This is a genomic window from Tumidithrix helvetica PCC 7403 (assembly GCF_965232925.1).
GTDB classification, from domain to species: domain Bacteria; phylum Cyanobacteriota; class Cyanobacteriia; order Pseudanabaenales; family Pseudanabaenaceae; genus Tumidithrix; species Tumidithrix helvetica.
On record NZ_CBDDRA010000030.1, the window covers coordinates 14,036 to 26,862 of the forward strand.

The window sequence follows — 12,827 nt, forward strand, 5'->3', positions numbered from 1 at the left end:
GAAGGCAATTTGTCAAATAAGATATAAGTAGTAAACGGTAATAGTTTTCAATAGTTATCGCGCAGCAATGCCTGGGTAACCTATAGGTAATGAAACAGTCGAGTCTTCTCAAAAAGCTTTTAGTGCCACCGCAAAGGTCATATATTGTGGTGAATCGAGATTTAGTGATTGTTGAAGAATCCTACGGCGTCCAAAGATTTGCTGGGCTCATCATTAAGGTGGCGATCGGGCAGGATGTCAGGCTTTGCTTCCCAGAACTGATTGGACTCGAGCGCATCCTTGATGAAATTTGGCAAGGAGAGCGATCGGGTTTTGAACTCAAAAGCATCAATCGCACCCAAGTCAAAGGCGAGCCTATCTATTTTGATATTTATATTCTGAGTGCCTTTGACGCTGAAGAAAATCAGAATATTCTGATCTGGTTCGAAGATGTCTCCGAAAAAATGAACATGACGCAAAAGTTGGTGCATCGAGCCAACGAAGCGGAGCTACTATCTCACGCCTTAGCCACGACCAATGACTATATTGATAAAATTATTGGTTCGATGGCTGATGCCCTTTTGGTGACCACCACCACGGGCAAAATCAAAACCTTTAATCCAGCGGCTCAAGATTTATTTGGCTATACCCGTGAAGAATTGCAAGATCGGGCGATCGCAGAACTTATTCTCGATACCAAATTTCTAGAATGCGTTCATCAACAACAGGCGCTCACCGACAAACATTTTCTCGAAAATACAGAAACAATCTGCCAAACCAAAGATGGCACGGATATCTTAGTTTCCTTTTCCTGCTCGATCATTCAGACCGATCAAGAGGGCATCTTTAACTATGTCTACGTGGGGCGAGACATCACCGAGCTAAAACGCACAGAAGATGCACTCAAGCTAGCACGCCAGCAAGCCGAACAATCAGCCCAAACCAAAGGCATCTTTTTGGCAAATATGAGCCATGAGATTCGTACGCCTATGAATGGGGTTTTAGGCATGACCGACCTGCTGTTAGAAACCCCCCTTACCTCCGAGCAAAGAGACTATGTCGAAAATATTCGCTTGAGTGGCGATTTCCTCTTGAGTTTGATTAATGAAATCCTCGATTTTTCAAAACTAGAAGCAGGGGAAATGCAGTTAGAAACCATCAACTTCAACTTAATGAAATGTATAGAAGATGTGATGGAACTGCTGGCACCACAGGCTCATAAAAAAGGGTTGGAAATCAATACCTTGATCGAGAGACAGGTTCCGATCTATTTGCGCGGTGATGTAGGGCGTTTACGGCAAATTCTCACAAATTTAGTCAATAATGCGATTAAATTTACGGCTCAAGGTGAAATCATTCTATCCGTTGAAGTGCCTAATTTGCATCTTTCTCTAGAGCGCCAATCAGATCGGGGTGTAAATCAGGTAACAGGTTGCGAACTTCTATTTACAGTAACTGATACAGGTATCGGCATTGCTAAACAGAACCAAAGCAAGCTATTTACCTCCTTCTCTCAAGTCGATCCTTCTACGACCCGCAAATATGGTGGTACTGGTTTGGGCTTGGCGATTTCCAAGCAACTTGTTACGCTGATGTCAGGAGCAATTGGGCTAGAAAGTCCTATTTTAAACGATCGCGGCTCGCAGTTTTGGTTTAAAGTTCCTTTCTTGCGACAGCCAGCCAAGGATGGCGATCGCTATGACATCGAAACAGCTCTGTTTAAAGGGCGATCGCTACTAGTCGTCGATCGCAATGCCAATAGTCGCAGAGCAATTTTCGAGCAGTTGACGCAACTAGGAATTGCAGTGCAGGCTGCTGACAGCGCAACCACGGCTCTGGAGATGCTGCTGCAAACCGATGGTTCCGATCGCCTCTCTAGTCAACTCAGTTATGATGGCGTTTTAATCAATTTTAAGATGGAACCATCGGATGGAATTGCACTGGGTCGTCAAATTCGTGCCATTCCCATTCTTGAGAAACTGCCGCTAATTTTGATGATTCATACGAATCAGCGCCATCTTGTCTCAGAAGCTTTAAACACGGGCTTTAATAGCTATTTGGTCAAACCACTGAAGTTTTCTCGTTTGATGCAAGCGATCGCAGATGTCTGGGAAACACCTCTATATCCCACATTGCCAGCCAGGATATATAAGGAATCAAGGGAAGCTTTCGACCTACTTTCCATAGACGATCGTAATTCTGCGCATTTGAGAATTCTTGTGGCTGAAGATAATCTTGTGAATCAAAAGGTGGTGCTTAAGCATCTAGAGCAAATGGGTTATATTGCTGAGGTGGTCAGTAATGGTGTTGAGGTACTTGAAACCATAAAAATCAAAGCCTACGATATTATTTTCATGGATTGTCAGATGCCGCTTTTGGATGGCTATGCTACCACCCATGAAATTCGTCGGTGGGAAAATGCGAATCCTACACAACATCGAACTGTGATTATTGCGATGACTGCCAATGCCTTAAAGGAAGACTGCGATCGCTGCCTAGCTGCTGGAATGGATGACTATCTCAGTAAGCCATTGCGTCGAGAGCTGTTGCAATCGAAGCTATCTGAGTGGGCAACTCGAATTCTGCCATAATCGCGATCGCCACAACTTACAAAAAAGGACTTTAAAAAATTATTATGACTGCCATTCCAGCCACTCCACTCAAGCAAACGCCTTTATACGACCTACATTTAGCCGCAGGAGCGCGTATTGTCGAATTTGGTGGTTGGTCGATGCCCGTACAGTACAAGGGAATTGTCGCAGAACATCAAGCCGTGCGATCGGGAGTGGGAATATTTGACGTATCGCATATGGGAAAATTCACCCTGATTGGAGAAGGCGTGTTAGAAGCTTTACAACAGCTCGTTCCCTCCAATTTGGCGAGATTACAGGCAGGGCAAGCCCAGTATACAGTTTTGTTGAATCCAGAAGCAGGCATCATCGATGATGTGATTTTCTATCGTCATGCTGACATGGAGAATTCTGCTGGCAAGTCAGAACATTGGTCGGTGATTGTGAATGCTTCTACCACAACCAAAGACAAAACTTGGATTGTGAACCACTTGAATCATTTGGGCGGCGATCGCGCGTCTATCCAATTCTTCGATTATTCCAACGAACAGATGCTCTTGGCAATTCAAGGACCTCAAGCACTTACCACCTTGCAACCCCTGATCGCAGAGGAGCTGAGTCAAATCAAGCGATTTGGGCATCGGCAAGCCCATGTCCTAGGTACGCCTAGCTTTGTGGCGCGTACGGGTTACACGGGTGAGGATGGCTGTGAAATTATGACCGATCTTGCGACGGGGCGGCTACTATGGCAAAAACTGCTCGATCTGGGTGTGGTTCCCTGTGGTCTGGGCTGTCGCGATACCCTACGGTTAGAGGCAGGTATGCACCTGTACGGTCAAGATATGAATGACGCAACCACGCCCCTAGAAGCCGATTTGGGTTGGGTCGTCCATTTGGCAGAGAAGGGTGACTTTATCGGGCGATCGCCTCTGGAGCAGCAAAAAGCCTCGGGTATACAGCGCAAACTGGTGGCATTAGAAATGGAAGGTCGGAATATTGCCCGTCACGATTACCCAATTTGCTATGACGGCGAGAAGGTTGGCATTGTAACGAGTGGAACCATGTCACCAACTCTGGGAAAAGCGATCGCCTTGGGCTATGTCCCCACGACACTAGCGAAACTCGGACAATCTTTGCAAGTACAAATTAGAAATCAAGAATATCCTGCGCGTGTGGTCAAGCGGACTTTCTATAAACCAGCAAATTGATGGCAGATTAGGAAGGATCTTTAGAAGTGGCGGCCTTGAGTACGAGGACATCCAACGCGATCGCGACAGAAACTCCCAAGGGAATTGCCACATTCACGCCCTCTTTGCAAATTTTAGAAGGATCGAAATCTGCCCCACAGGATTTGCTGCCGATGTGCCACTCCATGAGCCCCACCCAACCGCTTAAAATAATCACCATGGTCACCAAAGGCAAAAAGTGATTTGTTGTAATCTTCATAGCCGATCTAACTTTGTTAACGCTTTCGTCAGTATCGGAGACAATCCGCTGGGGTAGGCGATCGCTTGTGCTAGTTCTCTAACTGACACATGCCAAATTTAGCCCCCACTGATTTTGGCTTTGTAGCCTAGGTCGAGCAAAATCTTCTGAATCTTGGGGGCATGATCGCCTTGAATTTCAATTTCATTCTCCTTGATCGTGCCACCTGCGCCGCACTGAGCCTTGAGTTGTTTCATCAGCGCGTTTAAGGTTTCGGGCTTCATCTGAAATCCAGAGATCGTGGTGACGGTTTTGCCTTTGCGTCCCTTACGCGATGCCTGAACGCGCAAATTTTGCTCTTTGGGTGGTAATTCTTGCGCGGGGCGTTCAAATGCTTGCTCTTGGCTGGCAGAACCAAATTCCTGATAGACAATGCGAGGCTTGGCTGATTTGTCGCTACTCATGTGTCAATTGGGGCTAAAGGTTACAGCTTTTTATCGGTGTTGATTCTGGCAGTTCGCGGAATCGATCGAACAGAATCGATACTACTCAAGGTTAGCGTAAAGCGATCGAGAATTCATCCAGCTCTGGTGCTTTCAGCTACATTCCTCGCGATCGCATTCCCGCACAATAAAAAATAGACCAGTTTTAGGATTGCGCTGCGGAAATTACCTAAACATGAAACCACGTATTATTGTCTGTGGCCTAGAGCGCACAGGCTTTAAAATTCTTACCCTGCTCCAGCGGCAGGGAGCCTTTGTTGTCGGAATTAACGATCGCCCGATTCGTAATGCGGATGCTGAGATTGTGGTGGGGGAGTTGCAAGCAGCCGAGACCCTACTCGCCGCAGGTATTCGAGATGCCCAAACCTTAATTTTAGCTTCTTCCGATGATGCCCTCAATCTCACCATTTTGATGCAGGCAAGGGTACTGAATCCCCGCGTACGTATTATCAACCGTCTATTTAATACCAGCTTGGGAGTGCGGCTCGATTTAACCATTCCCGACCACTTAACCATGAGCGTGGCAGCGCTAGCAGCACCAGTATTTACATTTAGCGCGATCGGCAGCGAAGCCATCGGGCAACTGCGCCTATTTAATCAAACTTGGCCGATTCACGAAGAATATATTGACGAACGCCATCCTTGGCGCGGCAAGAAACTCACGGAGCTTTGGGAAGATCGCACGCGCATGTTGATCTACTATTTGCCCATTGACGATTCCGTCGATTTAGTCACAGCGGTGGTGCATGGACGGAATCTTCGTCTGGGCGATCGCCTGTTGATCGGCACGCAACCCAGTGTAAGAAGTACCTCAAAGACTCTATTTCAGCGTTTGAGTAAGTTGCTAACCAGCTTTAAGCATTTGCAGCAACATAGCCGCTCGATTCTTTTAATGGCACTGGCTCTGCTGCTTACGATTTTCTCAGCAACCATGGTTTATACCAGTTTTCAAATGGATGTTTCGCCAGTTGATGCCCTCTATTTTTCAGTGGGGATGGTTACAGGTGCTGGGGGGAATGACAAAATTCTGGTAAATTCGCCTGATAGTATCAAAATCTTTACAATTGCCATGATGCTCGTGGGAACGGCTGTGGTCGGGATTTGGTATGCCCTGCTCAATGACTTTATCTTAGGTACGCGCTTGAGGCAGGTTTTAGATGCCGCCAAAATTCCCCAACGCGGTCACTTCATTATTTGCGGTCTAGGTAGTATTGGCGTGCAAATTGCCACACAACTGGTCGGCTATGGCTATGAAGTTTTAATTATCGACCGAGATACTGCTAATCGTTATTTAGATACAGTGCGATCGCTGGGTATTCCCGTCATTCATGGGGATGCCAGTCTACCAGCAGCGCTAAAAACTGCCAACCTAGAGCATGCTGAATGCTTGTTGGCGGTTACCAGTAACGATACGGCTAATTTAGAAATAGCCCTCAATGCCAAGGGTCTGGCGCCAAGATGTCGCGTCGTTGTGCGCTACGAAGACCCCGACCACGCCCGTATGGCACAGCAGGTCTTTGAGTTTGAATCTGTACTCAGTCCCCCTGAAATTGCCGCACCGGCGTTTGCTGCTTCGGCTTTAGGAGGCAGAATTTTAGGCAATGGCATTGTGTCGGATAGTTTATGGGTGGCTCTCGCTACCCTGATCACGCCCAATCATCCCTTTTGTGGCAAGTTGGTCAAAGAGGCAGCGATGTTATCTGACTTCGTGCCGCTTTATGTAGAAACGAGTTCGCAAAGTTTGCATGGATGGAATCTGCTCGAAGCTGCCCTCAGTGCAGGAGATGTGCTTTACCTGACCATGCCTGCCTCTCGACTAGAACAGTTATGGCGGGTTACACCCTTTCAGGTAGCGGCTAGTTAACCCCTGCGATCGCCTGTTATACCATTTTCAAAAAGTGATGCAACGCATCTTTTTGAAAAGACCGCGCGGAGCGCGGAACACAAAACCCGATCTGTAGCAATTTCAAGAGAAATTGGTATTACAGAACTTCAATTGGTTGTAAGTATTTATCTTGATGAGGGAAAAGAATACTTGATCGTGACATAGCGGTACTTGCCTTTGTGTTGCTCTTCTTTGATCGGCTGAAATTTGTCATAGTAGCCATTTACAGTTTCCCGTGCGATTTTATCTAGTTCAGCAACACCACTAGACTTAAAAAAACTCTCTTCGACTTTACCATTGGGCGCAACCAAAAGCGCAACCTCAACCGTGCCCTGCTTCCCATTTACATCAGTAGTTTTGGGTGGAATCCACATCACGCCTTTCTCGACTTTTACTGCTGAAATATTTGCTGAGCTAGGTGCAATCTCGGTAAACATAATATTAGAGCCACCAATCTTTTGGATAACCGTAAACACGGTTAAATCACCCAATACTCCCTCATTCTTAGAGCCAGTGGTTGTTTGTCCTGTATTTGTGGTAGCAGGATTGACTGGAGTGCCTCCACCAAGTACATCGTTCCCTTTAAACTCTGGCTTGAGATTGTTCGCCTTTTGGGGGGGCTTTACGGGCTTTTGGGTGTTATCGATCGGCGTGTTATTTTCGTCTGGGACTACTCTGGTTACAGGCTTACGGGTCTCTCTTGGTTCAGTTCTCGTTTCAACAGGCAGAGCATCTTCAGGGTTAAGAGGTGTTACCGATAATGGAGATGAGAAAGGATAAGAGAAGGGATCTTGCGATGGCGTATTGAGATTGGCAAAGGGATCGATAGTAAAAGGAGAAGGCGTAGAAGTACGGGATGTAGGAGGATTAAAATTAAAAGGAAATTTGAGATCTGGCTTTGAGCTTGTGGAAAGAGGCGTCTTAACAGGAAGCTTGACCACAGGAATCGTGGAAATCACTTCGGTTTCCCGTGGCTTTTCTTCCTTTTTGATTGGGTTCGGGGCAAGCAACAAAAATGCCGTATGAATTCCCGCAGATACAAGGATAAGGAACCAGAATAGGTTTTTAGAAATTAAACTTGCGATCGCACCGCCAGCTCTGCCACCCACTTCAAGTACTGAGAATCTAGACACCTTTAAGGTTGCCGTGCCAGAATGCTCGGTTGATGGATTTCCATGTATCGAATGCTCAGATACTGGACTTTCAGATGTTGGGGTTACACCTTTTGAAGTTTTAAATGACGGAAATTTGAAAGGTAGTTTCATATCTTTATTTATGCTTTACGAACGCGAAGTGGCGATCGCAACGCGATCGCCAGCTATACGACGCAAATCTGCTAGTCGATTGACTACTTGCTGATAAGTCACATTTTTGTCTTCTGCACTCATCACGATCAATGCTTGCGGATATCTTGCTATATGTAATCTTACTACTTGCTCCAAGGTGGCGGCATCTAAGACACTGCCATCAACTAGTGTACGTCCCGCATTATCCAGCGTCACAATCAACATATTTTGCTGAGACTGGCTATTGTCTGCGCCGTTGCTTGTGGCGTTATTACTATTATTTGCCACGGGTAGATCGACCCCAACCCGCGAGGGGGTTGCTAACCCAGCCGAAATCATTACAAAAAACGCCAAGATAGAAAACACCACATCTAGTAAGGCTGTGATATTGATTTCTGCTCCTGATGAGGAAGAGCTATATCTTGAGCGGATTTTCATACTTAGTTCATTATCGGATGTCTCATTAGTATCACAAACCTCGCGATCCTAATCGGGAAAAATGGCACAAGAAATCTAAAGTTCATAACACCACTAATCCCAAATAGACGATGGATTCGTGAAGGTGTTCCCATCTGTCTAAAGGAGTGTTTTTAAGTTGTTTTTTAAGTAAGTATTACGCAACCCTCACCACCGATAAACCTGTGCTAAAGTACACTATTATCCTCATACACACTGCGTTAATCTCTTAACCACCCAAGAAATAGTCATGGCAAAACGTGGACTTGTGCTCAGTACAACAGCAGCATTAGCAGCAGCAGTTGCAGTCGTAGGCTTTCAGTTAGCAAACCCCAGTATAGCGGCATTTCGAGATAGTCCCAAAGAAGTCGTGGATGAGGTGTGGCAGATTATCAATCGGGACTATGTTGACGGTACATTTAACAAAGTTGACTGGCGGCAAGTCAGAAAGCAGTTTGTGGAAAACCGCGATTATGCTTCTAAAGCTGAGGCATATCGGGCTGTGCGAGAAATGCTCAAGCTGCTGGACGATCCCTACACGCGCTTCATGGATCCAGAGCAATTTAAGAGCATGCAGATTGATACCTCTGGCGAATTGACTGGGGTAGGAATTCAGCTAGGCATGGACGAAGCAACGAAACAGTTGATCGTCGTCTCACCCATTGAAGACTCTCCTGCATCTAAGGCGGGCGTTTTGTCTAAAGACATCGTGATCTCGATCGCGGGTCAAAGCACCGAAGGCATGGATATCAATAAGGCAGTATCGCTGATTCGCGGGCCTGCGGGTAGTAAGGTCACTTTAGGAATTAAGCGCGGCGAACGGCAGTTTGATGTAGAGCTGCAACGCGCCAAAATTGAAATTCACCCTGTTGTTGCAGAAGTCCGAGACACTCCAATTGGCAAAGTTGGTTACATTCGTCTCAGACAGTTTAATGCCAATGCTGCTAGCGATATGCGTAAAGCAATTCAGCAACAAGCCAATCAAAGCGTGACAGGTTACATTTTAGACCTGCGTTCTAACCCTGGTGGTTTGCTTTACTCCAGTGCTGAGATTGCCCGTATGTGGTTAAACAATGCCACAATCGTCTCGACGATCGACCGTAAAGGTGAAAGCGAAAGGTTGACGGCAAACCATCAATCCCTCACCGATAAACCACTCGTGGTATTGGTGGATGGAGGTTCGGCAAGTGCTAGCGAAATTTTGTCAGGTGCATTGCAAGACAATAAACGTGCAGTTCTTGTAGGAACGCAAACCTTTGGTAAAGGCTTGGTGCAGTCTGTGCATTCTCTTAGCGATGGCTCGGGGATGGCAGTAACGATCGCCAAGTACTACACACCTAACGGTACGGACATCAACCACTCTGGTATTAAGCCAGACTACGTGTTAGAGCTAAGCAAAGCAGATCGAGAGCGCTTAAGTGGCGATCGCGATCTGATCGGTACGCTCTCCGATCCTCAATTTGCAAAAGCCGTTGAAGTTCTAAACGCAAAAGCCCAAAACCCTCAAACGCCTTCTGCAATTCGTCCCTAAGCCTATTACCGAGTAGTCAGACCCAACTATCTGACTACTCTACTTGCGGAAGGCTTTATCTCTCAAAATTACAGGGAATGGGCAACTGGCAAACCTTCGGCCAGATTTTTACTGTTTTGTATAAATACTTAACCAGCAGCATTATTTAGTAATTACCTTCAGTTTGGGATCGGGAAACCTGAAACGCTTTATCTCCCATCATTATCCTTCCCGTCCCCCTTAAAAAGGGGACGCCCGATAGGGCAGGGGGATCAGACCTTTTGGTTCCGATAGGTTTGTTTGCTTTGTTCCAAAATAATTGCTCCGAACTCACATTCATAATTTTGCGGGGTAATATATTTGCCTACATAGTTTATTCTTCGTCTACAATTTACCTGCGCGAATGCTTCGCTCTCTAGCCAAGCTAAAATTTACCTATGCGAATGCTTCGCCCTGACGAGTATCTCCATTCATAGGTAATAGCAGTTGAAAAATATCATTTTGCCAAGGCGAGAGAGTTTAGTGCAGCGCGTGCTGTGGGGCTTGACTATCAGTGTGACCCTCCTTGCCACTGCCTCGATGATGCTCTTGTTGTACGTGCATCAAGGCACACCCGAATTTCAACAACTGGCGACTTGGATTGCGATCGCGGCTTTAATTGCAGGTCTAGCTGCAGGCATCTTTGTGGCACGCTCGATCGTGCGTAGCATTCAGCCGTCACTCACAGAGCTATCGCAGGTCGCAGAAGAGATCTCTACAGGCAACCTCTCGGTGCGATCGTCGATCGCGCGCTACGACGAACTCGGCGAATTTGCTGAAGTCTTTAACCGTATGGCGGCACAACTAGAGGCAAAGACCGCCAAGCTAGAGGCAAGGGATATTCAATTTAGCTTGCAGTCTTTCGATCAAGTCTTGGTCAACACCACCGATCTGACCAAGCTGATCAAAACCAGTCTAGAAAAGGTCTGTCAATTGACCAATGCTCAGTTAGGCAACTTATATCTGTGGGAAAGTAGTAATGCTTTTCCAGATGGGAATCGCTTGGTGCTAGTGGCAGAATGGGGCTATAAAACCAGTCACCTGATGCAAGAAATTGCCATGGGAGATGGTCTGATTGGACAAGCTGCGCAGTTAGGTGAGGCGGTGATTTGGGAAGGAGATCAACTCAACGGACAACCCTTGGTTTACCGCACGCCCGCAGGCGATCTCTTACCTCAGAGTCTCTCAGCTTGGCCTTTGATGCTCAAAAAGAACGTGATTGGCGTGCTGTTTTTAGGTAGCCTTGCCAAGCTTTCGCCCCAAAGTCGGAACCTATTGCGATCGATCGATCGCCGTCTGGCGACCGCAATTAGCAATGCCCAGAGCGTTCAGACGATCGCCCGTCAAAGGGAAGAACTTACAACCGTATTCGAGCAATTGGCCGATGGCATTTTGCTCAGCGATCCAGCGGGAAGAATTCTCAAAATTAACTCGGCGGGACGAGCCATGTTAGGCGTGCCGAATCCCGAAAGCGAAAATGGGGCTAAGACCTCGCCTTTAGTGGCGAAATCGATGGAAGATGTGATCGAGCAGTTTGACATTCGCCATCCCAATGGTGAGCCTTTGGAAATGTCGGAATTGGTAATTTTCCGTGCTATGTCTACGGGGGAGGTCGTAGAGGATTTGGTGGTGCTGCGTCATCCCAATGATAGCGAGGTGATCTTAAGTACCAAAGCCGCACCTCTCGTGGGCATGGAAGCGGAACTGATTGGCAGTGTGATGATTTTGCGCGATGTCACTGACGAACGTTATCGTGACAAGGTGATGCAAGAAACCAATCGCATCATGATCGATCAACAGCGACGCATGAGCATTTTGCAACGGCTCACAAACTTGATCAACCAACAGTTGCAGGACTTAAACGTACTGTTGGAATCAGTCGTAGAAGCGACCTGTGATGCGATCGCTTGGGCAGAATTATGCGTCTTGGTGCTCTACGATCCCAAGTCAGATCGGCTGGTTTTCTCGGCAACGAATGGACTGCCCGAAGGATTTCCTAAGGATGCTGCCTATACGCTCGACCAACAGAATCTGATTATGCAGGTATTTCAACAGGGGATTCCGATTGAGATTAAAGCGGGAGAAGCTTATCTTGTTGAAGAATTACCCGTCAAGAGTGCCCTTTGCGTCCCGATTGAGTCTAGTCGCTCTGGTCGTTTGGGGGTTTTAGCGATCGCCCATTCCCAATTGGAACGCGCCAGTTCTAGAGAGGATATTACGCTGTTGGCTTCCTTTGGGGTTCAGGCAGCGATTGCGATCGGGAACGCTCAACTGATTAACCAAATTGAAGCGCAAAACGCTCAGTTAATTGAGGCAACCCAACTGAAGAGCCAGTTTCTCGCCAACATGAGCCACGAGCTACGCACGCCAATGAATGCGATCATCGGCTTTTCGCAAGTGCTGCTGCGCCAACGCCGCGATGTGCTGAGCGAGAATCAAGCCGACATGGTGGAACGCATTCTGCGCAATGGTAAGAACCTGCTGGAACTGATTAATGACATTCTCGACCTGTCAAAAATCGAAGCAGGACGCATGGAACCTCATCCTGAGTTTTTTAATCTTGACGAACTGATTCATCATACCTGTGAGAGCCTGCAACCACTTGCCTCCAATAAATCGTTAGCCTTTGTGTTTGAAAATCAAATTGGCAAATGTACGGTCTATCACGACCCAATGCGGATTAAACAGGTGATTACCAATTTGGTCTCCAATGCAATTAAGTTCACAGATCGGGGCGAAGTGCGTGTAGAACTTAAATATGGAACGAAATTTAGCGATCGCGATAGTAACCTAGAAAACGACAAGCTAGAAAAATCAAAACTTCCAGAAGAGCCAGCGATCGTGAATGGAGATATTCAAGGTCTAGTGCAGGGCTTGGATGGTCAAAATTCAGCCTTGCCAAGCTCCGACTCTTTAATCGTTGCCGTGCATGATACAGGAATTGGGATTGAGCCTGAGTTTCAACGTACAATTTTCGAGCAGTTTCGACAGGTCGATCAGTCGTCAACCCGCAGACATGGAGGCACTGGTTTAGGCTTAGCAATTACCGAGCAACTGGTTCTGATGATGGGTGGGATGATTGACCTCGAAAGTGCGGTAGGCAAAGGCTCCACCTTCACGGTTGAGATTCCCAATCGATATGGGCAGTAGAAAGAATGTCAATTGTTCCAGAAG

General features: G+C 46.8%; 9 protein-coding genes. 5 read left to right on the forward strand and 4 right to left on the reverse strand.

What is annotated here, in order from left to right:
• The first annotated feature begins 89 nt into the window (after positions 1 to 89).
• Both ACP2WE_RS21465 and gcvT read left to right on the forward strand, forming a co-directional pair.
• Positions 90 to 2,570 carry a PAS domain-containing hybrid sensor histidine kinase/response regulator gene (locus ACP2WE_RS21465; protein ID WP_425217576.1) on the forward strand — a complete coding sequence of 827 codons (2,481 nt, stop codon included), beginning with the start codon at positions 90 to 92 and terminating at the stop codon, positions 2,568 to 2,570.
• 44 nt (positions 2,571 to 2,614) lie between these two features.
• Positions 2,615 to 3,757 carry a glycine cleavage system aminomethyltransferase GcvT gene (gene gcvT, locus ACP2WE_RS21470; protein WP_425217577.1) on the forward strand — a complete coding sequence of 381 codons (1,143 nt, stop codon included), beginning with the start codon at positions 2,615 to 2,617 and terminating at the stop codon, positions 3,755 to 3,757.
• Positions 3,758 to 3,764: 7 nt separating this feature from the next.
• On the opposite strand, the gene ACP2WE_RS21475 is transcribed toward gcvT, so the two are convergent.
• Together ACP2WE_RS21475 and ACP2WE_RS21480 are read right to left on the reverse strand one after the other, a co-directional pair.
• Complete coding sequence (locus ACP2WE_RS21475; protein ID WP_425217578.1) at positions 3,765 to 3,995, reverse strand: hypothetical protein; 231 nt, start codon at positions 3,993 to 3,995, stop codon at positions 3,765 to 3,767.
• A gap of 98 nt (positions 3,996 to 4,093) precedes the next feature.
• A complete protein-coding gene (locus ACP2WE_RS21480) occupies positions 4,094 to 4,438 on the reverse strand; it encodes a translation initiation factor (protein WP_425217579.1) in 345 nt (114 codons plus the stop codon).
• Positions 4,439 to 4,652: 214 nt separating this feature from the next.
• On the opposite strand from ACP2WE_RS21480, the gene ACP2WE_RS21485 reads away from it, so the two are divergent.
• Positions 4,653 to 6,341 carry a potassium channel family protein gene (locus ACP2WE_RS21485; protein ID WP_425217580.1) on the forward strand — a complete coding sequence of 563 codons (1,689 nt, stop codon included), beginning with the start codon at positions 4,653 to 4,655 and terminating at the stop codon, positions 6,339 to 6,341.
• Between the two features lie 146 nt (positions 6,342 to 6,487).
• On the opposite strand, the gene ACP2WE_RS21490 is transcribed toward ACP2WE_RS21485, so the two are convergent.
• Both ACP2WE_RS21490 and ACP2WE_RS21495 read right to left on the reverse strand, forming a co-directional pair.
• Complete coding sequence (locus ACP2WE_RS21490; protein ID WP_425217581.1) at positions 6,488 to 7,627, reverse strand: energy transducer TonB; 1,140 nt, start codon at positions 7,625 to 7,627, stop codon at positions 6,488 to 6,490.
• Between the two features lie 15 nt (positions 7,628 to 7,642).
• Positions 7,643 to 8,086, reverse strand: a complete 444-nt coding sequence (locus ACP2WE_RS21495) for an ExbD/TolR family protein (protein WP_425217582.1) — start codon at positions 8,084 to 8,086, stop codon at positions 7,643 to 7,645.
• A 268-nt stretch (positions 8,087 to 8,354) separates the two neighbouring features.
• Here ACP2WE_RS21495 and ctpC point away from each other — a divergent pair, with 268 nt between their 5' ends.
• Together ctpC and ACP2WE_RS21505 are read left to right on the forward strand one after the other, a co-directional pair.
• Complete coding sequence (gene ctpC / locus ACP2WE_RS21500; protein ID WP_425217583.1) at positions 8,355 to 9,635, forward strand: carboxyl-terminal processing protease CtpC; 1,281 nt, start codon at positions 8,355 to 8,357, stop codon at positions 9,633 to 9,635.
• A 465-nt stretch (positions 9,636 to 10,100) separates the two neighbouring features.
• Positions 10,101 to 12,803, forward strand: coding sequence for an ATP-binding protein (locus ACP2WE_RS21505; protein WP_425217584.1), 2,703 nt, complete (start codon positions 10,101 to 10,103; stop codon positions 12,801 to 12,803).
• The last annotated feature ends 24 nt before the right edge of the window (positions 12,804 to 12,827 follow it).

What these genes read in the sequence shown, in the direction of transcription:
- ACP2WE_RS21465 (WP_425217576.1), top strand. Translation starts at nt 90, where the DNA reads ATGAAACAGTCGAGTCTTCTCAAAAAGCTTTTAGTGCCACCGCAAAGG.
- gcvT (WP_425217577.1), top strand. Translation starts at nt 2,615, where the DNA reads ATGACTGCCATTCCAGCCACTCCACTCAAGCAAACGCCTTTATACGAC.
- ACP2WE_RS21475 (WP_425217578.1), bottom strand. Translation starts at nt 3,995, where the DNA reads ATGAAGATTACAACAAATCACTTTTTGCCTTTGGTGACCATGGTGATT.
- ACP2WE_RS21480 (WP_425217579.1), bottom strand. Translation starts at nt 4,438, where the DNA reads ATGAGTAGCGACAAATCAGCCAAGCCTCGCATTGTCTATCAGGAATTT.
- ACP2WE_RS21485 (WP_425217580.1), top strand. Translation starts at nt 4,653, where the DNA reads ATGAAACCACGTATTATTGTCTGTGGCCTAGAGCGCACAGGCTTTAAA.
- ACP2WE_RS21490 (WP_425217581.1), bottom strand. Translation starts at nt 7,627, where the DNA reads ATGAAACTACCTTTCAAATTTCCGTCATTTAAAACTTCAAAAGGTGTA.
- ACP2WE_RS21495 (WP_425217582.1), bottom strand. Translation starts at nt 8,086, where the DNA reads ATGAAAATCCGCTCAAGATATAGCTCTTCCTCATCAGGAGCAGAAATC.
- ctpC (WP_425217583.1), top strand. Translation starts at nt 8,355, where the DNA reads ATGGCAAAACGTGGACTTGTGCTCAGTACAACAGCAGCATTAGCAGCA.